Source organism: Hymenobacter volaticus (genome assembly GCF_022921055.1).
GTDB lineage: Bacteria > Bacteroidota > Bacteroidia > Cytophagales > Hymenobacteraceae > Hymenobacter > Hymenobacter volaticus.
The window spans coordinates 1,689,741-1,713,945 of sequence record NZ_CP095061.1; the positions used below are offsets into that span (position 1 = coordinate 1,689,741).

The window sequence follows — 24,205 nt, forward strand, 5'->3', positions numbered from 1 at the left end:
GTTAGAGCGAGGATTACTACTAGCTTTGCAAGATTATAACACACTTACTTTAATGCTATATGCCTTTTTGCGCTCGTTTCGCTTTTCTGTTATTCTGGACTTCTATTTCAAGTGTTGTCTCAAGTTATGCACAGCAAACTAAGCAGGAGTTAAACCTAAAGATGGCTGCGGCAATATGCCCAATTCTTGAAAAAGCAGTTGTCGAACAGAAAACTCAGCCTCTTACTAGAGAACAGTATCTGAAGATTCTCACACAAGCCTTTGCTCCGGTAGCAGGTAAAGAAATGACCGCTATAAAACGGTTGTACGGATCTGAAGCTTTTGGTGACACTAAAACTATGAATCAGATTGGTACTGAAGTAGGTGCTCAACTATTGCAAGATTGTCCGGCCTTCATGAATTTAACGCAAATGGTAGCTACTACACCTGCATCAACGGCTGCAACGACGGGGCAGTCGACAGGGAAGTTAGGTGTGCTACAAGGCACAGGTTTGGCTCGGTTGCAATTGCAGATTGCGAAGGGCGACAACGTCGAGTTTGTGTGGTTAAGTCGATTTCCTGGTGCTGACGAAATCTTATCTCAGATAAACACTTTACAAGGCCGACAAGCACGTGTAAGCTGGCAGGAAGTTGATCTTTACCAGCCTCAAGAGAAACGGTACAGTAAAGTGAGAGAAATTACAGCAATAGAGCTACTATAGCTCTCGTAGCCCTTAATAGAGTCGACCCCACTTACAAACGCTTAAGCTTTGTAAGTTCTCTATCTGATAATGGTTATTGCACTGCTAAGCGGCTTGATTGGGAACCGCTGCGCACCAAGTATACCCCAGCTGGCAGTCCATCTGGCAAACGCAGCTCCTTACTACCGTTTTCATCGGCAGTGATGCGCAACACCCGACGTCCGGTAGCGTCGAACAACTCGACCATAGCCCCTGGCGCAACTCCAGCTACTGTAAGCTGGTTACGAGCTGGGTTAGGGTACACGCGTAGTGTGCGGGCGACGTCGCCTAAGGTTACTGTCCGCACTGGCGAGTAGGTAGCCGTACCATCTTGGTCAACTTGCCGGAGGCGGTAGTAGAGCAAGGTCACACCGGTTGGGTACTTTGCATCATCGAAATTGTAGTCGCTGGGGCGGGTGCTCGTGCCCTGCGCGGCTACCTGACCGATGGTTTGGAAAGTGCGACCGTCGCGGCTACGTTCCACCTCGAACTGCGCGCTGTTCTGCTCCGAGGCGGTGCGCCAACGTAGCTGTACTGCTGCGTTGTGCTGCTCAGCTGTGAAACTGGTGAGCTCTACAGGTAGTGGCCGGGAACTGCCCGTAAGATAAAACTCCGAGAAATGGTCGGCTACCGCTACTTCTGCCACAAACCATGGCACGTCGTTGCCGGGAGTGCTGGCTGGGGCAGCTAGCACATTAGACTCGCCGTAGATGAAGTCGTTGTTTTCGAAGTCGCAGTCTTCATCATTGTTTTCACTGTTGTACTGCGTAACCTTAAGGTTGTCGTAATTCACGGCGGGGTCAACAGTCTGGAGGCGCGCAAACTCACTAGTCAGGCCATAGAAGCGCATGTTAATGGTATGGTTTGGGAATTTGCTAATGTCGGCCGTTACCACAAAGTTGCGGTCGAGGTAGTAGTGGCCCCGTCCGTCTTGGCGCACAGGCGTAGTGGGTTCGATTGCTTGGAGGCCAACCGTAACATTGCCCAAGCTTTTGCGAGTATCCTGGATGGCAGCCACCACTTCACCTTCTGCCGTAAGTAAGTAGTGCCAAGCTCCGTCACCAGTGGCTTCATGGCCATTCGACGTAAGACAGCTAGTTGTGCCATCGAACACTTTTAGCACCGTGAAAGCTGGGTTGCTGGCGTCGTTTCCAGGCGAATTGGACACGACCACGGGGCTATTACCCACCGCTGCGCCGGCCGGTACAACTGCTGTAAGAGAAGTAGACGAGTTTAATGCTACGCTGCTCGCAGGTACGCCGCCAAAGCTAACGGTACTGTTGTTAGTAAAGTTAGTCCCGGTGATGGTTACCGGCATGCCCGGCAACTCGGCGGCTGGGCTCAGGCTAGTGATGGTAGGTACCTGCGCCTGATCTTGGTTGAGGCGCACGCTCGCGGTGCCGCTCAGGTAATTGGCTGTTACGAAGTCTAAGTCGCCATCATTATCTAAGTCGCCTACCGCTACACTACGAGGGCCTAGGCCTACTGCAACGTCTTGGTTGCCATCGAAATTACCAGTGCCGTCGTTGAGGCGCACACTTACAGTACCGTTAGGGTCATTATTTGACGCAAGTAAATCCAAGTCGCCGTCGGCATCCACGTCGCCTACTGTCACGCTTTGGGGTGTTGCCCCACCGTAACCTCTTGACTCCCACTAAAGCGGCCGGTGCCATTATTAAGCCGCACGCTCACTGCATTATCACCGCTGTTTGCTGCGAATATATCAAGGTCGCCGTCGGCATCCACGTCGCCTACTGCTAGGCCTTGAGGACGGGTACCCACGGCCACATTCTGACCTTCTGTGAATGTGCCTGTGTTAGAACCGCTGGCATCACCACCATTCAAATGGGTAATTACTCGGCTTTGGTTATTGCTAGTAGAGAGCAAGTCTAAATCACCATCACCGTCGATATCTCCTATTACTACAACTCTAACTTGAAGGACAGATATCTCCTGACGACCATCAAACGTACCGGTGCCATTGTTGATTCGTACACTGAGAGAACTGGTGCCATTAGCCACAACCAAGTCCAAGTCACCATCACCGTCGATGTCACCTAGCGCCATACTAGCAGGGTCATTACTGACAGGCACATCTTGACCTGTGTCAGTGAAAGTGCCACTTCCATTATTGAGGCGTACACTTACTGTGCTGCTTGCAGTCTGGCTTGAATTGCCGCCGTTCGCACAAAGCAAATCCAAGTCGCCGTCGCCGTCGACATCTGCAGTGGCCACGTAGTATGGAAGTTTGCCTACAACTACGTTCTGATGAGTGTTGCTGAACGTGCCCGCGCCGTCATTAAAGCGCACGTTCACGGTACCGGGCCGGTCTCCGATGCCGCTACGCTCGTTGGCCGTCAGCAGATCCAGGTTGCCATCCCCGTTTACATCAGCTAACACCGAATTTCTAGGATTAGAGCCTACGCCCACGTTTAGGTTACCACTGAAGGTGCCTCGGCCACCGCCGCCCGTAGCGGTAGTGAACTGAAAAACCTGTTTGCTGGCTGCCGCCCCACTTGTGCCTTGCAGCGTGGCCGGAACAGTAGCAAACACCGTTTCGCCAGGCTTGAAATCGGTGGTAGGATCAAACGTGACAGTATTGCCATTAGTAGAGTAGGTGCCAGTCTTCTTACCTCCTGCTTGGGACGAATACACCGTAAGGTTATTGCCAGTAGCAGCGTTAATGCTCTCTGAGAAGCTAGCTGCCACGGGCGTAGCGCGGGCGGCTGTCACAGCGTTGCGTGCTGGCGAAAGAGCCGTGACAGTCGGGCCCTGGGCTAAAGCTGCTCCAGCCGGAACTAGGGCTAGTAGAAAAGTGCCTATGGTTCCAGCTAGGTGCCGCTTGGCCGCGTACAGCCGCCAACGAAATGGGGAAGTTGCCAACGACTGTCCTAGTGAAGTCGAAAAAAAGTAGTTGTCATTCATGCTGCGTTGCGCTATCAAAACTGGGAGTGCCCAGCAATTCAACAAGTACCATACTCTGTTCACTGAAGAAGTCTGGATTCAGGAAGCAGGTGCCTTCTTGTAGCAGCAGCTTCTTGAGTGTGAGGAATGGAGTAGCAGGTGCTGATCCTGACGCTTCGATGAAGCAGTCAGTAGCTCTGCCTAGCTATTGAAGCACGCCTTTCCTTATGCTCGAATTCTATTGAACAAGAGAGCTTCCGGTTTTTAGCAGTAAAGTATTTACTTGAAATGGAACGGTATTGTTCAAAACTAATAAAAATTGTTACAGACTTAATACTCTGATTTTCTGATGACCTATTCTTCGTGGTGCCATCCTTAGGCAAGCCGAGAATCTCGACAACGCCAACGGCTCAGTTCACTAGCGCATGTCGTGCTAGTGAACTGAGCCGTTGGCGTTGTTGGAATGCGAGGAAAACTCTACTGCTGGGTAATCAATAGGGACCGGCTTGTAACGGTGATTGAATACTTTATAGCGCCACTTTCTTCTCGCCTTTGTTCACACCTAGAACAAACTTGATGAGGCCGTCCATATAGGTCTGCTGGTCGTCGTAGAGGCTCATGTGGCTACCGTTGGGGCAGATGAGGGCCGTACCGTTCTGCACTTGAGTGGCAATGCGGCGCATGTGCTCAGGGTCCATGGTGTCGTACTTGCCGCCGATAGAGAGGACGGGTACCGACAGCTTGGGTAGATCCTTGGTCCGGTCCCAGGTGGTAAGCTTGCCAGCGATGCCGAACTCACTCGGGCCTTGCATGGTCACGTAGAGCGAATTGTTGCTTTTGCTGAACGAGCGGTTGACGGGCTCGGGCCACTTATCCAAGGGCATGCGCAGGATGTGCTCAGTGTAGAAGTTGGGCATCAGCAACTCCATATAGCGCGGATTCTGGAAGTCTTTGCGGGCTTCAATCTGTCGGATTTCGGCTAGTACTTCGGGTTTCATCTGCTTGGCCAGCACTTCGTTGGCGTACTTGCCGTACTCGGGCAACTCATCATCATATTAGAAATGATGAGTCCCTTCAGGTTCTGCTGATATTTGAAGGCGTACTCGGCCGCTAGAATGCCACCCCAGGAGTGGCCGAGCAGGTAAAAGTTGTCGTTGGTTAGGTTCAAGGCCTTACGCACCTGCTCGACTTCCTCCACGTAGCGCGGCAAGCTCCACATAGCGGTGTCCTTGGGGTTATCGGAGTTGCCGCAGCCGAGCTGGTCATAATAAATGAACTCGATACCTTCGGCGGGCAGGAAGTTCTCCAGGCACTCGAAATACTCGTGCGTGGCGCCGGGGCCGCCGTTGAGCAGCAGCACCTTCATCTTGGGGTTGTTGCCAAACCGCTTGGTCCAGACGTTGAACTTGCCTTTGAGTGTGGTAATCGGAATGACTTGCACACCACCATCCTGCACACCCGATTCAGCGCGCTGGAAATAGGTGGACACCGGAGAAGCGGCCGTTTCCTGCTTGGATTGGGTGGAGCAGGCAGTGGTCAGAATGCTTGCGAGGAGCAGAGCAGGGGCGAGTAGTTTGTTTAGCATAGTGAGCTAAACCTAACCATAATTTCAACCCTTCTCAAAGCTTGCCATAGAACTTTTGCCGGCCGTGTTATTCAACTACTGCGTTGAACTCGAACTCGTTCTTCTCCATTTGCATGACGTGTCTTCTTGCATGCTGTGCCAGGAAATAGATATACTCGTACACATCGAGCTTGCCTAAGCCATTCACACTCATGGTTGTTTTGTAGAGTATACCTTCGCCATTGTCAAGCTTTGCGAGAGTAGTAAGGCATTGGTGCGTTTGTTCCTTCAGTTGATTACGCACTTCTGCTAATGGCTTGTTTCCCGTTGGCTCCATATGCTCGGGCCGAATCCAGGCAAACGATTTATGCTGACCTATTTCGCTGAGTTTTGTGTACTGAAAATTGTAATTAGCTAGCTCGGCTGACAAGTCAACATGTTGAAAGTTTACTAGAGCTTTATTGGCGCCCTTCTCTATGAGAATAAGCAGGTAATGATTAGTTAAACCGATGTGCTCCAGAATTTCGTCTATCGTCCAGCCGCCGTTGCTTGGACGGTAAGCACGCAGACGGCTATCCTTATCGAACCACACATCAATGGCCGAAAAAGTGTTGATAAGCGCATTACTAACATCGGCGATGATGGGCTCTATCGTCATAGTATCAAGCTTGGGATAAGAAACTTCGTGTAGACGAAAGTCCGGAAAGCAAATGCGGGCCGCCCCAATGGGAGCGGCCCGCATTTGCCGATGATCTATCGGAATGATAGGTTTTACCCGAGCGTGTGGTATACTGCTTGCACATCGTCGTCCTCTTCAAACTTCTCGATGAGGTTCATTACTTCCTCTAGCTGGTCGCCTTCGAGGTGCACGGTGGTGTTGGGTACGCGCTGGAGTTGCGCCGAAACCACGGCGAGACCTTTTTCTTCGAGCGCCTTCTGCATCTGGCCGAAGTCGGTGAAGCTGGTTTCCACCACGATAAAGTCTTTCACGTTGCCGTGTTCATCTTCTTCCTGGTCGGCGTACACGTCTTCGGCGCCGGCGTCAATTAATTCAAGTTCCAACTCGTCGAGGTCGAGTCCTTCGGCAGCGAGGCGGAATACGCCTTTGCGAGTGAAGGTGTAGTCGGAGGAGCCGGCGGTGCCGAGGGCGCCGTTGCCCCGGTTGAAATACATGCGCACGTTGGCTACGGTGCGAGTGGGATTGTCGGTGGCGGTTTCAATCACGACGGCCACACCGTGGGGTGCGTAGCCTTCATACACCACTTCCTGGTAGTCCTTTTCTTCTTTGCTGCTGGCCCGCTTGATGGCGGCTTCTACCCGGTCTTTCGGCATGTTCACGCCTTTGGCGTTTTGCATGGCCGTGCGCAAGCGGGAATTGGCATCTGGATTCGTACCGCCTTCCTTCACGGCCATTACAATTTCCCGGCCGATACGGGTGAAGTCTTTCGACATCCGGTCCCAGCGCTTCATTTTACGGCCTTTACGAAATTCAAATGCGCGTCCCATCTATAGTAAGTTGGTGAAATAGTGAATTGGTGAGTTTTGTGTCGGCGAGGATGGGCCGAAAGAGGCGTGCAAGTTAATAGAAAGCCCAGCGGGGCGCAATTGCTATTCGCGCTAGGGGCCGCTTAACGTGCCAGGACTGATGGCAAAGCCCTTATTGGGCCCGAAGCGTATACGTGCTGGAGTTCCCCGCCGGAAACCCCTGGATAACAAGCGTAAGCAGGTTGTTGCGCAGGCGGAAAGAACCCTGGTCGGTGCGGGGCTGGCCTTTTTTGTCGGTGTAGGAGAAGCTGATCTGGTCGCCAGAGAAAGTGAACTTGCCGGTCTGGTCGAAGCTCATGGTAGTGCCGGCGTTGGCGAGTTGCAGATGCTTCTGGTAGGTACCGTTGGGGTTGAGGGTAAGCGTGCCGCCTACGCCTTTGGCGGCAATAGGAGTGGGGCCGCTGCTCTTATCCAGAATATCGTAGGTGAGGTAAGTATAGGTAGTGAAAAACGACGGTTTGAGCGTGGGAGCCGCTGAGGCCGCTCGTTGTGCCAGCGCAGCCGACGGGGCAGCCAATACGAGGCAGGCAAGAAAAAAGAGAAGACGAATCATCCCGAAATGTAACACCACAGTGTGGTTTCCTTGCTCTTAGATGAAGGAAAGGAGTTGTTACTGTTTCATTGAAAGACGAAAGAAGGCATTGCTTAGCATACTGATGCTCAGACTTTGTGGTAACCAAAAGCAACTAGCCTCAGCCCCTACACGTGTAGGAACTGAGGCTAGGATAGCAAAGTGTGGAGCGTGCAGATGAGTCTAGCCGTTCTGCTATTACCACACCGTGTAAGCTGTACAGCTAGTTGGTCTACTTCTTGGAGCCCGTTGCAAAGCGGCGCGACGATACGTAGTCGGTGGAGGGAAAGGTCTGCTGCTTGCGGCGCTGTTGGCGCTGAAGTACAAGTAGAAGTGCTGCTCCGGCCAGCAAACCTACGCCCGTAAGGGCCAAGGTTAGGCGCTGAGGGAAAGGGTCGTCGGGGCGGCGGGCAAGTAAGCTACCCCGTTTTCATCGAGGCGAGCTGGGTCGTTGACGTAACGGCCGTAGGTGGGCATAGGAAAGAAGTTCGCCAACTTTTGGAGGCCATCGGTGGCTTCGGCGCCTTGTATGGCTGGGCCATGTCCACAGCCAATAGCAACCGGGCGCAAACCCGCCAGCTTCTGCACCGACTCCCGCACCTGCTGCCAATTGTAGTTGAAAGGCGCGCCTGCTACACTTACCTGCGGCCGCTGCAGCAGCAACGAAGGCACCGACTCGTGGTTGGCCGTGGCAAAAGCATCGGCCCCGAGTAGGGTGGCGTCTTTCTCCCTAAACAAGGCTACTTGGCCCGGAGCGTGGCCTGGCACGTGGTGCCAGCGCCAATCGGGTAGGAAAGGCACGGTATCGGAGTCGGTAGGCAGGGCCTGTACTACGCTGGTGAGCTGAAACGACTGCGGTGGGAAGAACCGCGCCACGAAAGCCAACGAACCCCCATTTTCCACGGTAGGGTCCGCCGGTGGATACACAGCCCGGGCCGTAAGGAAAGGCAACTCCAACGGGTGCGCAAGCACCGGTACCTTCCAGTGTTCAGCTAACGCCAGCGCCGAGCCGGAGTGGTCCATGTGGCCGTGGGTTAAGATGATGGCTTTGGGGCGGGTGCCCGAGTGAAATTGAGCGTCGGCGGCCGCAATAATGGCTTTTTCGGAACCAGGTAAACCGGTGTCCACCAGTACCCATTCGCCGGGAGTGCCAGCTTCTACGAAGTATAGGTTTACAAACCGTTGGATGGTAAGCTGGTATACACCAGCAGCTACTTGTTTCATAAATCCAGATGCATGAGGTCAGGTCTGGAAACTAGTACGGGATTCTAGCTGAAGAGTAGAAGAGGAGGCCTTGTTTCTTGGTCTGTAGAGCCGTACCCGACCACTGTTAAACCTAGAGCACTCACTAGGCCGCAAGTCAGGATAGCCTCGCGTATTTGGTGCCGTATACCCATTGCTGGCTCGTCGTAGATAGAGACCTTCCTACAAACAAAAGCAGCTTCCCGATTTCGGGAAGCTGCTTTTGTTTGTAGGAAGGTCTTATAATTCAGTGCGAATTACATGCCACCGGTTGTGCTGCCGCCAGTAGTAGAAGCACTACCCGTGGTAGCACCACCAGCCGTAGAAGCACCCGTGGTGCTGCCGCCAGCCGTAGAAGCGCCGCCCGTGGTAGAGCCACCAGCCGTGCTGCCACCAGCCGTAGAAGCGCCGCCAGCGGTGCTGCCACCAGTGGTACCAGCCGTGCTACCACCGGTGCTGCCAGCTGTGCTACCGCTAGCATCCATCGAGCTGCCAGCCGTTGAGCCGCCGCCACCCGACATAGAAGAGTCAGAACCCATGCCAGCGTCGGAACCCGTGCCAGCGTCAGAAGTTGAAGATTCGGTTGAAGTGCCCGAAGCACCGCTGCTCTCGCCACCGGCTTGGCTGCCTTCGCCAGCATTGTTACCGCAAGAAGAGAAAGTGAACGAAGCGGCCGCCAGGGCCAGGAACAATACCTTTTTCATAAGTTTGTTTTGGTTGGTAAGAGTGGAGTATACTACGTATGTTACAGCAGTTAGCCTGGTAGAGTAACTGCGTAAGTTGCTCTTTATACAGCCATTCAACGGGAGGTAACCCGGAATAGACTAATAAATCTTGTTTTTGTTATAACTGTTGAGCTTCGTTTGAGTTCTAAGCTGCTCTCGGAAGGCAACTTGCGGCTCAGTTTGGAAAACCAAATAGCGTCGTGCTACTTCCCTTTTATGGGCCTGAAGCGCTTTTCTAGGGATTGTTGATGCAAGTCTGGCTGTCGGTTGGCCGCTCCCCCGATCAAGAGAACGAGCAATAAGAGCAACCGAAAAAAATTTGCAAGAGGACGCATAAACTTTAAAAACAAGCCGATTTGGAAAGGCGCTGTGACGCTAGCCCCGGTCCGATACGGAAGTTTTTGCTTTTAGGCTGAGAAAACCAGGTTAAGATTAAGTGAAGAACCTGCCCCCGCTTACTACCATCAAGGCTCGTTGAGCAGCTATACATAGTAGGGCGGAACGTTGCTACAAACCAGTACTATTGCTTTGTTGCCAGCATTTTCCGCACCGAGGTCCAGCGGATAGTCGGGTAGCGGGCATTGTCCAGTGACTCTAGCTTGGCTTGGCCACTGAGCATGTTGTGCAGATACTGCATACCCTGCCACGGTGGAAATACTTCACCTTTCGCGGGCACAAGGGTTCGGGTTACTTTGATTAGGGCACCAAGCACACCCAAGCTACCAGCTCGCAGCAAGCGAAACTCTTTGCCCATAGCTTCGGTGGCGGCGGCTTGCAACCCGCGAATACTGGCTACATCGCCGGCCACGCGCAGATAACGAGGCGTGGTTGGGTCGAGGGCCGCTGCCGCTGTGAATTCGGCTGTGTTCACCATGGTAGTGAAATCGAGGAGCTGGTCGGCGTCACCCCAGTACAGAATCCGGCGCGGGCCCGACAGAATCAGCGGGGCCTGACCCTTCAGCAATTCCATAAACATGCCGTTGAGAATGGAAGTGGCTTGAATGGGTGCTTGGTCGAGGCGCCGCATAAATTCCCGACGCAAATCGAAGTTGCGATTCGAGTTATCAGGAAGCTTGGTGAAGTCGGCAGAAAAATCGGAAGGAATGAAACGAGGCACGCCTGCTGCTACAGCCGCTTCCAGCAGCTGCGTTTGGGTATCCACAATCACCTCCCGCAGCCCCGACAATGCCGATACTACGCAGGCAGCGCCCATGCAAGCCTTGACAAGTTCGGCCGTGTTGTTATAGTCAATTTCCACCAGCGTAACCCCTTGCAGCCGCAACGACTCGGCCTCCGCCTTGGCACTTGCTTCTGGTCGTACTAGGGCCCGTACAGTGGCGCCACGTTGGCGGAGATGGTGCGCAATCAGCAAACCGAGGGCTCCGGTAGCGCCAGCCAGCACAATGGTTACCGGTTCTGTGCTCGTGCTGGATGAAGAATCTGTGTTGTTGTCTAGCGAGGGCGAAGCCATAAGTTGGTAGGGGATGAAACTTGTATGAATTGATAAGAGTGTTTCCGGGCGAAGGTTTTAAAGTTGGAACAGCATCTAGGAAACTTCCTAGCAAGAGCTACCGCCAGCCGCCACATGAAAAGCCAGTGCTTTTCGCGACAGTCAACAGATAAAGAAGGCGTACTTTTCTTAGCTAGCTCATCCATACGCAACCCACTCATACGAACGGAACAATTCCTGATGAACCGACAGTACAAGGTTCTTGCAGGAAGAAGACGTGCCGAATACTATGGGCTTAATGCCCACTTCCAGTCTAATAGCCTGTCTTGACTCTAGCCAACTCTAGATCTGCAACCCTGCTAGCCACCAGCTTAGCTGGAAACTACGTAGTGCGATGTAACGCCACTAGCCACCTAGCAACAACACGCCGATGAGCCAGCAACAACAAACTTCTGCGACGCCTCTACTCTCAATGGCCAGCGAGGCCACACTGCACAACAATCGTTGGGTAAATACCGCCGGGTTTGCCTACAAAAGCAGGCCCTGGCAAGTGGTGCTGTTAAGTGCGCTCATGGCAGTGCTAACGTCCTGTTCTGAAGACCAAACCAACAGCCAAACATCGGAAGAGCCCATCAGTCAAACTGCCGCCGAGGAAGCCGAGTCGACCCCAGCAACCGAGGAAGTTACAACCGACAACACCACGTCCGGTGGGCAACTGACGGGCGCCGGTAGTCGGTACCGCGTCACGGCCGAAACGGCGTACTTTTTCGACACGCCTGAGCAGGGGAAGCCAAGTGGTAAATACCTGTTGCGCGGCGACGTGATTTACGGTGAGCAAGAAAGCAATGGCTTCGTGAAGACTCGTTTCAAAAACCCCAATGGGGCTACGGTTACGGGATGGTTGAAAGTGCAGGAGCTAAGCAAGCTGGCAGCCAGCCCAACGTCTGTGGCAGCGCGCACCCGTCGGCCAACTCAGGCGCCGAGCGCGCCGCCAACTATCTCGCCCGCCGACGATACGTATGAAGGTGAGCAAGCATCAAGTACGCCAGTCGAGGCCGCGGAAGCGGATGCCAGCGGAAACGCTACGGCGGTGGTGCAGGTAGCCCGGTCGTACTTTTACAACTCGCCCGACCTGACGCAGCCCCGCAAAGCCCACTGTGTGCGCGGCGACAAAGTACGGCTCGGCGAATCCCGCGGTGATGCGGTGTTCGTCACGTTTACCAATTGGGAAAAGGTAACTACCACCGGCTGGATGCGCCGGGACGCTTTGCGGTAGCCCGGTTATACGGCTCAGTCCAATACGCAGGATGCTTGTGACTTATAGCAGGCCAACAATCTAAAGAATGCCTGTCGTCGGTTCTGGCAACTAAGCAAGGAGTTGACGGAAACGCAGTTTTTGCACGTACTAATACAGCCCTAACGCTCAAGCAAGCGGGCCTTTAGCACTATTACTTATCAGAAGTTTATATACTTGCTTAAAGAGCATCTCGTAGCCGAACAGCCACCGGTCAGATGCCATTTCTGCCACGGTTAGCTACTGGCTGCGCCCAAATACGAACGGTCGTAAAGGGCGCTCCTTTAAAGCCTTTTTCAACTAGGGTGGTACTGCAGTTTTATCTATTTCTGTTCCACGCGTAGTATGCTACAGTCCGTTGCACCTCCTCAGGTTTCTGTTCCCGGCCAAGCGGTTTCGTCGCGCGTCCAAGCTGTGGATGTGGTGCGCGGATTGGTTATGGTAATCATGGCACTCGACCATATCCGGGAGTTCTGGTGCTCAACCCTCGTGCGCCCCGAGGACGTGACACAGGCTTCCGCGCTGCTATTTTTCACCCGTTGGATCACGCATTTCTGCGCGCCAACGTTCGTTTTTTTGTCGGGAGTCAGTATTTGGCTTTATCAGCAAAAGCAGCCCAAGCGGCCGGCGGTGAGTCGGTTTCTGCTTACGCGGGGGTTATGGCTGATATTCTTGGAGTTGGTGGTTATCAACTTCGTTTTGCAATGGGGCTACAACCTATTGTTGCTGCAAGTTATTTGGGTGATAGGGTGGGGCATGGTGGTCTTGGCGGCACTTATCTGGTTGCCGCGCTGGATATTGGGCGTACTCGCCTTCGTGATAGTGGCGGGACATAATCTGCTGCCCGTTATCCAACCCGTAACCGCGGCTAATGTAGGGTGGGCACTACTCCGCAACACGCCCTTTGTGCTGCCAGTCGCGCCGCTGCCGCCTTTTCTGGTAGCGTACTCCTTTGGTCCGTGGCTAGGCGTCATGCTGGCAGGCTATGTGGTTGGGCCGTGGTTTCAGTTGCCACTTTCGCAGCGGGCGCCCCTGTTGTGCCGCGCTGGAATAACCTTGTTGGTGGTGTTTGTTGCACTGCGCGCGACCAATTGGTACGGCGAGTTGGCGCCTTGGAGTGTGCAGCCGCGCGGTATGCTTTACACTGTCCTGTCCTTTCTGAACATCACCAAGTATCCACCGTCGTTGTTGTTTCTGTGCCTCACGCTTGGGGCGGCGTTGCTCTTGCTAAGTGTTGCCGAAACCGCCACGAGCCGGCCGAGCCAGTGGCTGCGAACTTTCGGGCAGGTGCCATTTTTCTATTACCTGCTGCACCTGCTTTTAATTAGCGTATCTGCCTGGGTCTGGACACGGATAGCTTTTGGGCGGCCCGTAAATTTCGCGTTTCTCGAGGTTAAAAACTGGCCTGCTGGGTATCAGCCAAGCTTGTTACGAGCCTACGCGGTTTGGGTCGGCGTGGTCTTGCTGCTGTATTTCCCTTGCCGGTGGTATCAGCGTTTCAAGCAGCAACATTCCTACTGGTGGTTGTCGTACTTGTAGGCAGTTAGGAAAGTGTTGATTACAGTATAAATAGTCACAGGTATTTATAAATTCGTTTCGTTTTAAGCGCACTCTTGCAGACTTGGAATTTGCGAGAGTAAACCGGTAGCCGGCATTTAGCAAACGTCTGTGAATGTGCTAGATAGTTCGGTTCTTCTAAGCTACTGCCTCTCGCTTTGGTTGTATGGTTTTGCTGAAGCGTACCCATTCGCTCTTTGTCCTTCCCACCTATTGGCTCAGTATTTAAAACATGCATCACATTGTTTATCAAAGTACGGCCGTAGGACATCCTACTACGGCCGATTTGAAGTGGTTGCTACAGCAGTCACGTACAAACAACGCCGCCCTCGGTATCACAGGGTTGTTGCTTTATAGCAATGGCAACTTCCTGCAAGTATTGGAAGGTGAAGAGCAGGCCGTTCAGCTTATCTACGCCAAAATAGAGGTCGACCAGCGCCATATACACGTTCTCAAACTATCGGACGGACCCATTGAGAGGCGCATTTTTGGCGATTGGTCGATGGGTTTTCAACCGCTGAAGAGCGATGATTTTGTGCGTCTTACCGGATACATCAACCCGTACCGATCCAACTTTCTGGATGCTCATTTGCCGGAAATCGATGAAAGCATGCTTGTGTTGCTGAAGTCTTTTGTGCTCAACGACGGCACTCATCCTTAGAAGTGCTTGGTGATAGTTCGTTGGCTTTAAATGGACAATGCAAACACAAAAAAGGCCCACCTAGGTGGGCCTTTTTTGTGTTTGCATTAAAGTGATGCTACTAATTACCGGCGGCTATCGTGACGGTCATTGCGGTGAGCGGCTTCCCACCGAGCTTTTTCCTGAGCCGTTACTCTGTGCTTCTTATCGTAGCCGTAGTTAAAGTCATTGTCATTGCGGTCGTCGTGGCGGCCGTAGTTGGTGTCACGACGGTTGTCGTTATCGTCGCGGTGATCATTGCGGTGGGCGGCTTCCCAACGGGCCTTTTCTTGGGTGGATACTCTGTGTTGCTTGTCGTAGCCGTAGTTGAAGCCTTTATCGTTGCGGTTGTCGTAGCGCTTAGCTTCTGGGTGGCGTTTGTGGTCGTCGTGGTGGTCGGGGGCAGGAGCGGCAAATGAAACGCCGGAAGACAACAGGACGAAAGCAGTGGCGAGAGAAAACAGGGCTTTTTTCATGATTTTGGACAGATTGAAAAGGGGAAGTGTAGCTGTTGTAGTAAGCGAGCAAACCACCGTTGTAGTGGTGCGAAGCGCTTGATACCCCATTTGCAAGCCTGGAGCCGACTTTGCCCGGCCGCGCTGCTTTCCCCTGGTTTGTCTGCCAATAGCCCAGTTCTGTCTGCCGTTTGCCTGGTTGCCCCGACGTTGCTGTTCGCTGTGCCACCGTCTGCTCACGGTTGCTAAACTCACTTTCAACTTTCTGGCGCATGAAACACCGAATTGCAGCCACTAAAAGTTGTGCGCAGAACAGTTCTTTCAAATTATTTGCAGATTCCTCTTGACTCTCCCCTTACGTCATAGTCTACTTTCACTGCGTCACCATCAGAGAAAAAGAGTTCGATGCCCAAAAGCCTTTCCTGCCGACAGCTAGCCAAACTGGCGGGTGTAAGTGTGCGCACACTGCACTACTACGACCGGTTGGGGCTGCTCAAGCCCGCTGTGCGTACCGAGGCCCGGTACCGGCTCTACGGCGAGCAAGAACAGCTTCGCTTGCAGCAAATCCTGTTTTTCAGAGAGTTGGATTTTTCGCTCAGTGAAATTCAAAGTCTGCTGGAAGAGCCGAACTTCAACTTGCTGGCGGCTTTACAGCAGCACAAGCAGGCGCTGCAGGCGCGGCACCAACGGCTTGCCACTCTGCTGGTGACGCTCGACAACACTATTACTCACGTAAAAGGAGACAACATCATGTTAACCAACGAAGAACTTTACGCCGGCTTCCCCAAAGAGCAAGCCGAAACCTACCGCCGCGAAGCCAGCGAAAAATACGGCCCTGAGGTGGTAGCAGAAGCAGAAAACAAGGTGCGGCAGCTTAGCAAAGAAGACTTTGCATCCCTGAAAGCCGAGCAAGAAAACATCAACCAAACCTTGCTTGGCATGATGCACCTAGCCCCAACCACCGAAGAGGTGCAACAGCAGATAAGTCGCCACTTCGCCAACATCCAGGCGTTCTGGGGGCCGTCGGTAGGAGCAGGAGGAAAGCTAGCCGAAGCCTACAAAGGCCTAGCCCAGCTCTACCTCGACGACCCACGCTACACCACCTACAACGAGCAAAGCAGTCCTGGTTATGCCGACTTTTTAAGCAAGGCCATGATTTATTTCGCAGCTACCAAGCTCTAATTAAATGACTCAAATTTCTATCAGTGCCCTCTGTCACGTTAGGTGGTAGGGGCGCTGAATTCTGTGCGGAGCTAGACACCTGATCAGTGAAATGCGCTTTCGGTTTGTCCGTAAATCAGTGAAACGAGAGCGTGGATAACCTAAGCAATTTGCTGCTGCGCATGCACAGTGGGCGCCACAGAAGCAGGTAGTTGTCTCACCTTTTGGGGCCGGGTTGTTTGAATAGATAAACGCCACCCATGAGCCAAGACAACAGTATCTCGTTCCCACAAGACGCATTCCGACGCGTCGACGAAACGCCCGACGCCGAATTTTACCGACAGCCGCGCTTTGTTACGCACATCGACGACGCGGCTATTGCCGCCGTAACGCAGCTTTACCGGGAGTATTTTCAGGCCGACAGCACCTTGCTCGACCTGATGAGCAGCTGGGTTAGCCATCTGCCGGCCGAAGTGCCTTACAACCGAGTGGTGGGCTTGGGCATGAACGAGCGGGAACTGCGCGCCAATCCGCGTCTGGCCGACTACGTGGTGCAGGACCTCAACCAGCAGCCCCTGCTGTCCTTTGCCGACAATACCTTCGACGGAGCGGCCATTTGCGTTTCTATTGACTACCTAACGCAACCCGTGACAGTACTGCGCGAACTGGCCCGGGTTATGCGCCCCAATGCGCCCCTGGTTGTCACCTTCTCGAATCGCTGCTTCCCGAGCAAAGCGGTAGCCGCCTGGCATGCCCTCGACGACCGGGGACATTTGGCGCTGGTGCAGCAATACTTACAAGCCGCGGGCCACAGGCACGCCATTGAGCTACTGGACCGCAGCCCCGCCCCCCGTCGCTCCGACCCATTATTTGCGGTAGTCGCGCGAGTTGACAAGCAGACTCTAATCCGACCGGAGTAAAGGCTATAGAAGGGTAATAGATGAAGTTTATTGGTGTCGGTTAAAACGCTGAAGCTGCCGGGTAAGGGCGCTTTAGGGTCAGAAGTATATGCGTAAGAGCCTGATAGAATGTAAATAAGTGGAACTTTGTGTGGCCTGATTTATGATATTCCAATACGATTCCAAACTAATTGGGCTAAAATTTCACTGAATGATGGGCATAAAGCGGGAAGAAACGGTACTTGAAGTAGTAAGCAGTTGCATACGCGCCGAGCACCTCAACCAGCTAAGCGTGCTAGTCGGCCAAAACTCTGCAGCAACGGGGCAGGCGCTAGCGCAACTGTTGCCGCCAATAGTGAGTACGCTCGCCGATCGGGCAGCCCAGCCAGATGGTGTAGATTTCGTTTGGGACGTAATCCGGCAAGCGCAAGCCGATCAAGTGCTAGCACAACTCGATGCTATGGACGTAGCCAGTTGGCACGGGCGCGGAGTGCTGTTGCTCCGAAACTTGCTTGACGATACCTATCAAACAACTATCTATCGGTTGGCCACCAAGGCGGGCCTTTCTTTAGAGTCGTATGCGCCGTTGCTGGAAGCCGGGGTGGCAGTCGTGCTGGGTGCCTTAGGGAAGTACACCGCCGAGCATAATTTGAGACCTGATGAGCTAGGCGACTGGTTGCAAAGCGAAGCGAAGCGTACCAACTCAGTTGTTTCGCCGCCCAACCCTGATGCGGAAGTGTTCCGGCCAACTGCTCTACGCCAGACCACGCCAACGCCTACGTTTGCAGCGCGGGCCGGCCAGTGGCAGGAGGTGGGTGGGGGCAGCATTTTTATACCGCAACCAGCTGCGCCAGAAGCAAAAGCAAGCAAGCGACATCGTTGGGTGTGGCCTTTGCTACTGCTGCTGGGCTCAGCGCTCGGGTATGGCATTTTCCGCTGGACCTCTACTCCCGCGCCACAAGTTGCAACGGGGCCTTCGGTGCCCGCCGCCTATACCGGAGCCACAACCCAGCCCCGTGCTGCGGCGCCGCCTACCGACGCTACCGTGCCGGTCTCTGAAGTGCCTGCTGGCCAGCCGCTGGTGATTACGCTTTTCAATGGCACGACTCTAAAGGTTAGCTCCAATTCCACCGAATATCAGCTATACAACTTCCTGGCCGACCCCACGCAGCAAGTAGATCCATTGAACGCCGCCGCCGGCTGGATCAGCGTGGACAAGGTGTCTTTCAACCCTGGGCAGGCCACTTTAACTGCCAACTCTTGGGAGCAGCTGCGCAATCTGGCAACCATCCTGCGTACATTTCCGCGGGCCCAGCTCTTGTTTGGAGGTTATACCGACAAGCAAAAAAACCTGCGTTTAAGTGAAGCCCGGGCTCAGTCGGCAATGCGGGCCTTGGTTGCGCAAGGAATTTCGTCGCGCCGACTTCAGGCCATCGGCTCCGACGAGGCAGCGCCGGCATCTTCCAACAGCACTCCAGAAGGCCAAACGCTTGATCGGCAACTGCGCATCAAAGTCACCACCAAATTGGGGCCATTGTTGGAAACTCCTGGCGCACCGCTGTTGGCCGCAGCTCCGGTTGCAAAGCCAGCAGATAGTCCGGGCGCGAAAGTGGCGTTGCCGCAAGACACCGTCAGCCAACTAACCGATGAGCCGGTTGTAGCAACGGAAATAGCTCCTGGCGAAGGGCCTGTTGAGCCGGTTATTGAGCAGGCGGAAGCTGATAGTCGCTACCAAGTAACCGCGCGAATGGCGTACCTTTTTGCTGCGCCCAACCAAGCAAAGGCCACGAAAAGGTATCTGCGTAAAGGCGAGATATTATATGGCGGAGTTGAGCGCAACGGCCTCGTTAAGATTAAGTTCTGGAACCCTAACGGCGCTCTTGCCACTGGCTGGCTGAAGCTGAAAGAGCTGCAAAAGCTTTCGGACGATGAAGCCGTAACCCCCACTCAATCGAACTCAGAGCCAGATAGTGCGGAAGACACTCCTTCCGGCTCCAACGACTCCGCCTCCACCGAGACAGTTCCTTAAGCGGCGCGGTAGTAACAGTACTGCCGATCAGCAAAAGCGTACTTACAGGAGAAGCCAGCTATTTTTGGCTGTTCGTCTTATTCCGGGTGAAAGTCATGCAATCTGCCAATACGGTTTTCCTGGTGCGCCCAGCGCACTTTGGCTTCAACCTCGAAACTGCCGCTTCCAACTACTTCCAGCAAGCTATTGCCGACCTTGATGCGGCCACTGTGCAAGCCCTGGCCTTCACTGAGTTTGATGCCATGGTTGGCAGCCTGCGCGCAAAAGGAGTGGAAGTAGTGGTTTTCGAGGACACACCGGAACCCGCGAAGCCCGACGCAGTATTCCCCAACAATTGGCTAACGCTGCATCCTGACGGTCGGGTGTTGCTCTACCCGATGTGCGCCCCTAACCGCCGCCCGGAGCGCCGCCCCGACATCTTGGAAGCGCTGCGTCAGCAGTTCAGCATCTCCGAAGTCATCGACCTGTCGGCTCATGAACAAGAGGGCAGGTATCTGGAAGGCACGGGTAGCATCATTTTCGACCATGAGCACCGCATTGCTTACGCCTGCCTTTCGCCCCGCACCGATGCGGGTTTGTTTGCCGAAGTAGCAGCACAGCTTCATTACCGACCGGTTACTTTCCACGCCCACGATACGCACGGTCTGGAAATATATCATACCAACGTGATGCTGAGTATCGGGTCGGGGTTTGCGGTGGTGTGTCTGGAAAGTATAGTGAATGCTGCCGAGCGCGCCGTCATTGTTGCCTCTTTCTCGCTCACCGGCCACGAGATTGTAGACATTTCGCTGGCGCAAGTAACCCAGTTCGCTGGTAACATGTTGGCGCTCCAACCAGCCGAAGGAACTGCCATTCTAGCCATGTCGCAAAGCGCGTTCGATGCCCTGACGCCAACTCAACGCAGTACCTTAAGCAAGTACTGTGAACTGCTGCCGCTGCCCATTCCTACCATCGAAACCATAGGGGGCGGTAGTGTCCGGTGTATGCTGGCAGAAGTATTTCTACCACCTGTTCGGTAATGCAAGCCGAACCGGAAAACGAAGCTGCGGAGAACTGAGGCAATTAGATACCGTTCTGGTTGCTCGTGATTTAAGGTGAAGTAGATGCGGACCTAGGTAGCAGTGCCGCTTCTTATAAAGTGAGAAGCGGCACAACCCCGCAACGCAAGTCGTAGTAAAGTTTGTTGTTTATAGCTGTGGGTGATGTGGCAAGCGGCCCTCACTTTCTCGGCTTTCTCTTCTTCTCTACACTACACCAATGAATCTAGCCGCGAATACTGTTTTGATTACTGGGGGCGCCTCGGGTATTGGTTTTGCCTTGGCCGAGCGTTTCGTGAAAGCCGGCAGCACGGTTATCGTGTGCGGCCGCCGCGCCGATAAGCTGCAAGAAGCTGAACAGAAATTACCGGGCTTAATCACCCGCGTCTGCGACGTGGGCGTGGCCGCCGAGCGGGTAGCCTTGCTGGCCTGGGTACGGTCGGAATATCCAATGGTCAATGTGTTAGTCAACAACGCGGGCATTCAAAACCGGGTGCAACTGGCCACCGATACCGAAGCGTGGGAAACCCGTCAGCAGGAAATCACCATCAACGTGGACGCGCCAATCCACCTGAGCATCCTGTTCATCAACCATCTGCGCGAGCAGCCCAATCCGGCTATTATCAACGTGACGTCGGGTTTAGCTTTTGCTCCGGCAGCGTTTGCGCCCATCTACAGCGCTACCAAAGCGGCACTGCACTCCTTCACATTGTCCTTGCGGCATCAGCTTAAGGACACGCAAATCAAGGTGCTGGAAATTGTTCCGCCGGCAGTAAACACCGATCTGGGCGGCCCCGGTTTGCACAACTTTGGGGTGCCCGTTGATGCTTTTGCCGATTCGATAATGGAACGGCTAGGAGCGGGCGAAATCGAGGTAGGGTACGGTACCTCGGAAAGAAACCGACGGGCCTCTCGAAATGAGCTGGATGATATATTTCAGCAGATGAACAATCGCTAATTGCAATTCGACAGTAGCACCAAGCCAGCAAAAAGGGCTGAGAGGCAACGTAGAGTGATTCACTATCTATGTTGCATCTCAGCCCTTTTACTATGTTAAGTGGCGCTTATTGTTTTTCTGCCACCTGTTCTACATTAAGCCCTAGCACCTCATTGGTACGAGCCCGCACTTGCGCTACCAACTGTGGATCATCGGACAAGGACTTGCCAAACGAGGGGAGCATGTCGCGGAAGCACGCTTGCCACTCCGGCGTAGCCGACTGCTGCGGAAAGCACTTCTGAATGAGGTTCACCATGATGCTCACGGCTGTAGAAGCACCCGGCGAGGCCCCAAGCAAAGCGGCAATGGAGCCGTCGGCGGCACTCACTACTTCCGTCCCGAATTCGAGCACGCCGCCTTCCTTTTTGTCTTTCTTGATAACCTGCACACGCTGACCCGCAATGGCTAATTCCCAATCTTCGGGCCGCGCCTCGGGCAAGTACTCCCGCAAAGCCGACAATCGGTCTTGCGGCGACTGGCGCACCTGCTGAATCAGGTACTTGGTGAGCGGAATGTTTTTCAAGCCAGCCATGATCATGGGCCGCAAGTTGTTGAGCTGAATCGAGCTCGGCAGGTCCAGGTAAGAACCCGTTTTCAGGAACTTGGTACTAAAACCGGCGTAGGGGCCGAACAGTAACTCGCGCTTGCCTTCAATCATGCGCGTATCCAAGTGAGGCACCGACATAGGCGGCGAGCCAACGGCAGCTTTGCCGTATACCTTGGCCTGGTGCCGCGCAATCACGGCCGGATTGATGCACTTCAGCCATTGTCCGCTCACCGGGAAGCCGCCGAAACCGTTGGCTTCTGGAATTCCTGATTTCTCGAGCAGCGGCAACGAACCACCACCCGCCCCAATAAACACAAAGCGGCCCCGCACTTTTATGGTTTCGCCCGTAGTCAGGTTCTTGGCCCTAATGCGCCACAAGCCGTCTTCTTTTTGCCGTAGCTTCTGCACCTCGTGGTGGAAGTGGAACGTGACACCCGGCTTGTTTTGCAGCAGCGTGAACATACCGCGGGTAAGGGACCCAAAGTTGACATCGGTACCCAAGTCCATGCGGGTCGCAGCTACGGGTTGCTGCGAGTCGCGTCCTTCCATTACCAGCGGCATCCAGTCCTGAAGTTGCTGCCGGTCTTCCGAGAATTCCATGCCCTTGAACAGCGCCGACTGCGTGAGGGCCGCGTGGCGCTTGCGCAGGTATTCCACGTTTTTGGCGCCCCACACAAAGCTCATGTGCGGAATGTGGTTGATGAAGCGCTGAATATCTTTTACCTCGTAGCGCTCGGCCAAGAAAGACCAAAATTGCTTCGACTCCTCGAACTGCTCGGCTATTTTCAAGGCCTTGCTGATGTCAATGGAGCCGTCGGGGCGCTCGGGCGTGTAGTTTAGTTCGCAGAAAGCGGAGTGACCGGTACCGGCATTGTTCCACGCGTCGGAGCTTTCGGCGGCAGCTACGTCGAGCCGCTCGAAAACGGTGATAGTTAAGTTAGGGTCCAGCTCCTTGAGCATCATCCCTAATGTGGCGCTCATAATGCCCGCACCAATGAGAATAACGTCGGTTACGGGCTGATCAGCGGAAATATCGGTGGTAGGCATACGTTGAGAGACAGAGGTACAGAACCAGCTCCGGCCTACTGCTGAGTAGCCACAGGCCGGGGCAGACTAGGAAAGACAAAAGTTAGATGAGCGGAATTCCAGAGTACGGGGAAACGTGCAGAAAAGGTGCTGTTGGGAGCTAGCAGGAGCAATTAAGGTAGGCGATACTGTGCCAAAGTATGGTTGCTATTCTGTGGCTTGGGTGAAGTTGCCCTTGCAGATCGAGAAACGTAAAACTAGTGCTAGAACTCTAAAAGCGCTAGTTCCCATCAGTCATGAAAATCATACTAACTAAGGAGAGGTAAGTTATCTAGCCGCCAAACTCGCGGATTTTTAAGCTTTCTATCTTCCCTAAATAATAGAGCATAAGGCACTCCAGTGAGTGCGTGCCAGCGCAAACAGGACTCTCGGGAACAATAGAAACGGCTGCCATTCAACAGGTTCAACAAGCGTGAAAATGGCTTCAGAAGCGCAGGGTTAGCTAGACGGAAAACTATTAAAAAAGCCGAAGATTTCGGGTATTTAAGCGGTTTTAAGGACCTATATGGCGGGGTTTGATGTTCTATCAACAGCTACTAAATCCGCGTATTCATGTTCGATTCCTTGCCTGTATTACCGCTATTCGATCAGCCAGCGCCAACTCCTTTTGTTGCGCCAGAGCCCCTCACCAAGTCGGCCAAGCTGTGGCTACCGAAGCGGGTGCTTTTCACGCCGGATGCGCTCGACGAGCCCTTCGGCCAGCAGATCTATGAGCGGGTAATGGCGCACGACTTGGAGGTGGAAGTGCTGAAGAGCAACCGCCTAACCAACCTGCGCGGTGCCGATGCGCGCGAGACTTATCGCAACGCTAAAAACACGCTGGCAGTAGTGAAAGCGCCCGCCGGTGCTCTGCGTTTGCAACCCACGCCGCCTTCCGCCGACTGGCAGATGAACTTGGCCGAAGGCTGCCCCGCCCATTGCCAATACTGTTACTTGGCGGGCAGCCTGCAAGGGCCGCCGGTCGTACGGGTGTTTGCCAACCTGCCACAGCTCCTCGAAAACACGGCCAATTACGAGCAGCCCGGCCGTCTCACCAGCTTCGAGGTCAGCTGCTACACCGATGTGCTAGGCATCGAGCACCTGACTGGTAGCTTGGCTGAGTGCATTCGGCATTATGGCACGCGCGAAGGCGCACGACTACGCTTCGTGAGCAAGTACAACCACGTCGATTCGCTACTGGACTTGCCACACCAGGGGCACACCCGCGCCCGCGTTAGCTTGAATGCCGAGCCCGTGGCCCGGCGTATGGAAGGCGGCACGGCTTCGATAGAAGCTCGCATCCAAGCGCTGCGCAAGCTGGCACTGCCCGTTGCGTTGGGTGGGGGTGGCTACCCTGTAGGGGTGGTATTGGCTCCCATTATGCTTGTCCCTGACTGGCGCAAGCACTACACCAACCTGCTCGACCGGGTAGCTGATGCCCTTGATTTCGACTGCGACCTAACTGTGGAATTTATCACGCACCGCTTCACGCCCGGCTCTCGTGATGTGCTGCGCGAGTGGTACCCCAATACGTCCCTCAACTTCGACGAAAGCATTCGGGCGGCTAAGCGCAACAAGTTTGGCGGCGTGAAATACGTTTACCAGCCCGACGACATGCGCCCGCTTAAGCAGTTCTTCTACGAAGAGTGGCAGCGTCGTTTCCCCAACGCGCCCATACTATACTGGACGTAGCATATGAGAAGTGCTGCAAGCAAACAGGGCGCGGAAACTTAGGTTTCCGCGCCCGTTTGCATTATGCTTAAGA

Annotated in this window: 21 protein-coding genes and 2 pseudogenes; 10 read left to right on the top strand and 13 right to left on the bottom strand. The window is 54.1% G+C overall.

Annotated elements, in window-relative coordinates; translation table 11 throughout:
* The first annotated feature begins 59 nt into the window (after nt 1–59).
* Nucleotides 60–701 (top strand): hypothetical protein, encoded by a 642-nt coding sequence (locus tag MUN86_RS07300; RefSeq protein WP_245123534.1) that lies wholly within the window; start codon nt 60–62, stop codon nt 699–701.
* A 73-nt stretch (nt 702–774) separates the two neighbouring features.
* On the opposite strand, the gene MUN86_RS07305 is transcribed toward MUN86_RS07300, so the two are convergent.
* From MUN86_RS07305 to MUN86_RS07350, 11 genes and pseudogenes are all read right to left on the bottom strand, one after another.
* On the bottom strand, nt 775–2,334 hold the full coding sequence (locus MUN86_RS07305) for a choice-of-anchor Z repeating domain-containing protein (RefSeq protein WP_245123537.1): 1,560 nt from the start codon (nt 2,332–2,334) through the stop codon (nt 775–777).
* Nucleotides 2,331–3,644 (bottom strand): FG-GAP-like repeat-containing protein, encoded by a 1,314-nt coding sequence (locus MUN86_RS07310; protein ID WP_245123540.1) that lies wholly within the window; start codon nt 3,642–3,644, stop codon nt 2,331–2,333. Before MUN86_RS07310 ends, MUN86_RS07305 begins: the two co-directional genes overlap by 4 nt.
* A 506-nt stretch (nt 3,645–4,150) precedes the next feature.
* Nucleotides 4,151–5,208 (bottom strand): annotated as a pseudogene (locus MUN86_RS07315) (proline iminopeptidase-family hydrolase).
* A gap of 67 nt (nt 5,209–5,275) precedes the next feature.
* Nucleotides 5,276–5,929 carry a DinB family protein gene (locus tag MUN86_RS07320; protein ID WP_245123542.1) on the bottom strand — a complete coding sequence of 218 codons (654 nt, stop codon included), beginning with the start codon at nt 5,927–5,929 and terminating at the stop codon, nt 5,276–5,278.
* 29 nt (nt 5,930–5,958) lie between these two features.
* Nucleotides 5,959–6,693: a YebC/PmpR family DNA-binding transcriptional regulator gene (locus MUN86_RS07325; protein WP_245123545.1), complete on the bottom strand. Its 735-nt coding sequence runs from the start codon at nt 6,691–6,693 to the stop codon at nt 5,959–5,961.
* A gap of 151 nt (nt 6,694–6,844) precedes the next feature.
* Nucleotides 6,845–7,285, bottom strand: a complete 441-nt coding sequence (locus tag MUN86_RS07330; RefSeq protein ID WP_245123548.1) for a copper resistance protein NlpE N-terminal domain-containing protein — start codon at nt 7,283–7,285, stop codon at nt 6,845–6,847.
* A 250-nt stretch (nt 7,286–7,535) separates the two neighbouring features.
* On the bottom strand, nt 7,536–7,676 hold the full coding sequence (locus MUN86_RS07335) for a hypothetical protein (protein WP_245123551.1): 141 nt from the start codon (nt 7,674–7,676) through the stop codon (nt 7,536–7,538).
* A 2-nt stretch (nt 7,677–7,678) separates the two neighbouring features.
* Nucleotides 7,679–8,527 (bottom strand): MBL fold metallo-hydrolase, encoded by an 849-nt coding sequence (locus MUN86_RS07340; RefSeq protein ID WP_245123554.1) that lies wholly within the window; start codon nt 8,525–8,527, stop codon nt 7,679–7,681.
* A gap of 275 nt (nt 8,528–8,802) precedes the next feature.
* On the bottom strand, nt 8,803–9,249 hold the full coding sequence (locus MUN86_RS07345; RefSeq protein ID WP_245123558.1) for a hypothetical protein: 447 nt from the start codon (nt 9,247–9,249) through the stop codon (nt 8,803–8,805).
* 528 nt (nt 9,250–9,777) lie between these two features.
* Complete coding sequence (locus MUN86_RS32275) at nt 9,778–9,852, bottom strand: hypothetical protein (protein ID WP_375379492.1); 75 nt, start codon at nt 9,850–9,852, stop codon at nt 9,778–9,780.
* Between the two features lie 166 nt (nt 9,853–10,018).
* A pseudogene (locus MUN86_RS07350) lies at nt 10,019–10,741 on the bottom strand (NmrA family NAD(P)-binding protein); the annotation flags it as partial.
* Nucleotides 10,742–11,150: 409 nt separating this feature from the next.
* Between MUN86_RS07350 and MUN86_RS07355 the strand changes: the two are divergent.
* The 3 genes from MUN86_RS07355 to MUN86_RS07365 all read left to right on the top strand — a co-directional run bounded on the left by MUN86_RS07355 (nt 11,151) and on the right by MUN86_RS07365 (nt 14,232).
* Nucleotides 11,151–11,996 (top strand): hypothetical protein, encoded by an 846-nt coding sequence (locus tag MUN86_RS07355; RefSeq protein WP_245123563.1) that lies wholly within the window; start codon nt 11,151–11,153, stop codon nt 11,994–11,996.
* A gap of 363 nt (nt 11,997–12,359) precedes the next feature.
* Complete coding sequence (locus tag MUN86_RS07360) at nt 12,360–13,553, top strand: acetyltransferase domain-containing protein (RefSeq protein ID WP_245123566.1); 1,194 nt, start codon at nt 12,360–12,362, stop codon at nt 13,551–13,553.
* A gap of 250 nt (nt 13,554–13,803) precedes the next feature.
* Nucleotides 13,804–14,232 (top strand): BLUF domain-containing protein, encoded by a 429-nt coding sequence (locus MUN86_RS07365; RefSeq protein ID WP_245123569.1) that lies wholly within the window; start codon nt 13,804–13,806, stop codon nt 14,230–14,232.
* 104 nt (nt 14,233–14,336) lie between these two features.
* Here the strand turns inward: MUN86_RS07365 and MUN86_RS07370 are convergent, their stop codons facing one another.
* Nucleotides 14,337–14,726 (bottom strand): hypothetical protein, encoded by a 390-nt coding sequence (locus tag MUN86_RS07370; protein ID WP_245123572.1) that lies wholly within the window; start codon nt 14,724–14,726, stop codon nt 14,337–14,339.
* Nucleotides 14,727–15,110: 384 nt separating this feature from the next.
* Here MUN86_RS07370 and MUN86_RS07375 point away from each other — a divergent pair, with 384 nt between their 5' ends.
* The 5 genes from MUN86_RS07375 to MUN86_RS07395 all read left to right on the top strand — a co-directional run bounded on the left by MUN86_RS07375 (nt 15,111) and on the right by MUN86_RS07395 (nt 20,789).
* The gene (locus MUN86_RS07375; RefSeq protein WP_245123574.1) at nt 15,111–15,887 is read left to right on the top strand and encodes a MerR family transcriptional regulator; all 777 of its coding nucleotides are present in this window, start codon (nt 15,111–15,113) and stop codon (nt 15,885–15,887) included.
* A 239-nt stretch (nt 15,888–16,126) separates the two neighbouring features.
* Nucleotides 16,127–16,786 carry a class I SAM-dependent methyltransferase gene (locus tag MUN86_RS07380; RefSeq protein WP_245123577.1) on the top strand — a complete coding sequence of 220 codons (660 nt, stop codon included), beginning with the start codon at nt 16,127–16,129 and terminating at the stop codon, nt 16,784–16,786.
* Between the two features lie 190 nt (nt 16,787–16,976).
* A complete protein-coding gene (locus tag MUN86_RS07385; RefSeq protein WP_245123580.1) occupies nt 16,977–18,794 on the top strand; it encodes an OmpA family protein in 1,818 nt (605 codons plus the stop codon).
* Between the two features lie 95 nt (nt 18,795–18,889).
* Complete coding sequence (gene ctlX, locus MUN86_RS07390) at nt 18,890–19,813, top strand: citrulline utilization hydrolase CtlX (protein WP_245123582.1); 924 nt, start codon at nt 18,890–18,892, stop codon at nt 19,811–19,813.
* Nucleotides 19,814–20,051: 238 nt separating this feature from the next.
* On the top strand, nt 20,052–20,789 hold the full coding sequence (locus MUN86_RS07395; protein ID WP_245123584.1) for an SDR family oxidoreductase: 738 nt from the start codon (nt 20,052–20,054) through the stop codon (nt 20,787–20,789).
* 106 nt (nt 20,790–20,895) lie between these two features.
* Here the strand turns inward: MUN86_RS07395 and MUN86_RS07400 are convergent, their stop codons facing one another.
* Nucleotides 20,896–22,422 (bottom strand): malate:quinone oxidoreductase, encoded by a 1,527-nt coding sequence (locus tag MUN86_RS07400; protein WP_245123587.1) that lies wholly within the window; start codon nt 22,420–22,422, stop codon nt 20,896–20,898.
* Nucleotides 22,423–23,013: 591 nt separating this feature from the next.
* Between MUN86_RS07400 and MUN86_RS07405 the strand changes: the two genes are divergently transcribed.
* Nucleotides 23,014–24,132: a spore photoproduct lyase family protein gene (locus tag MUN86_RS07405; protein ID WP_245123589.1), complete on the top strand. Its 1,119-nt coding sequence runs from the start codon at nt 23,014–23,016 to the stop codon at nt 24,130–24,132.
* The last annotated feature ends 73 nt before the right edge of the window (nt 24,133–24,205 follow it).

What these genes read in the sequence shown, in the direction of transcription:
- MUN86_RS07300 (WP_245123534.1), top strand. Translation starts at nt 60, where the DNA reads ATGCCTTTTTGCGCTCGTTTCGCTTTTCTGTTATTCTGGACTTCTATT.
- MUN86_RS07310 (WP_245123540.1), bottom strand. Translation starts at nt 3,644, where the DNA reads ATGAATGACAACTACTTTTTTTCGACTTCACTAGGACAGTCGTTGGCA.
- MUN86_RS07320 (WP_245123542.1), bottom strand. Translation starts at nt 5,929, where the DNA reads ATGCGGGCCGCTCCCATTGGGGCGGCCCGCATTTGCTTTCCGGACTTT.
- MUN86_RS07325 (WP_245123545.1), bottom strand. Translation starts at nt 6,693, where the DNA reads ATGGGACGCGCATTTGAATTTCGTAAAGGCCGTAAAATGAAGCGCTGG.
- MUN86_RS07330 (WP_245123548.1), bottom strand. Translation starts at nt 7,285, where the DNA reads ATGATTCGTCTTCTCTTTTTTCTTGCCTGCCTCGTATTGGCTGCCCCG.
- MUN86_RS07340 (WP_245123554.1), bottom strand. Translation starts at nt 8,527, where the DNA reads ATGAAACAAGTAGCTGCTGGTGTATACCAGCTTACCATCCAACGGTTT.
- MUN86_RS07345 (WP_245123558.1), bottom strand. Translation starts at nt 9,249, where the DNA reads ATGAAAAAGGTATTGTTCCTGGCCCTGGCGGCCGCTTCGTTCACTTTC.
- MUN86_RS07355 (WP_245123563.1), top strand. Translation starts at nt 11,151, where the DNA reads ATGAGCCAGCAACAACAAACTTCTGCGACGCCTCTACTCTCAATGGCC.
- MUN86_RS07360 (WP_245123566.1), top strand. Translation starts at nt 12,360, where the DNA reads ATGCTACAGTCCGTTGCACCTCCTCAGGTTTCTGTTCCCGGCCAAGCG.
- MUN86_RS07365 (WP_245123569.1), top strand. Translation starts at nt 13,804, where the DNA reads ATGCATCACATTGTTTATCAAAGTACGGCCGTAGGACATCCTACTACG.
- MUN86_RS07370 (WP_245123572.1), bottom strand. Translation starts at nt 14,726, where the DNA reads ATGAAAAAAGCCCTGTTTTCTCTCGCCACTGCTTTCGTCCTGTTGTCT.
- MUN86_RS07375 (WP_245123574.1), top strand. Translation starts at nt 15,111, where the DNA reads ATGCCCAAAAGCCTTTCCTGCCGACAGCTAGCCAAACTGGCGGGTGTA.
- MUN86_RS07380 (WP_245123577.1), top strand. Translation starts at nt 16,127, where the DNA reads ATGAGCCAAGACAACAGTATCTCGTTCCCACAAGACGCATTCCGACGC.
- MUN86_RS07385 (WP_245123580.1), top strand. Translation starts at nt 16,977, where the DNA reads ATGATGGGCATAAAGCGGGAAGAAACGGTACTTGAAGTAGTAAGCAGT.
- ctlX (WP_245123582.1), top strand. Translation starts at nt 18,890, where the DNA reads ATGCAATCTGCCAATACGGTTTTCCTGGTGCGCCCAGCGCACTTTGGC.
- MUN86_RS07395 (WP_245123584.1), top strand. Translation starts at nt 20,052, where the DNA reads ATGAATCTAGCCGCGAATACTGTTTTGATTACTGGGGGCGCCTCGGGT.
- MUN86_RS07400 (WP_245123587.1), bottom strand. Translation starts at nt 22,422, where the DNA reads ATGCCTACCACCGATATTTCCGCTGATCAGCCCGTAACCGACGTTATT.
- MUN86_RS07405 (WP_245123589.1), top strand. Translation starts at nt 23,014, where the DNA reads ATGTTCGATTCCTTGCCTGTATTACCGCTATTCGATCAGCCAGCGCCA.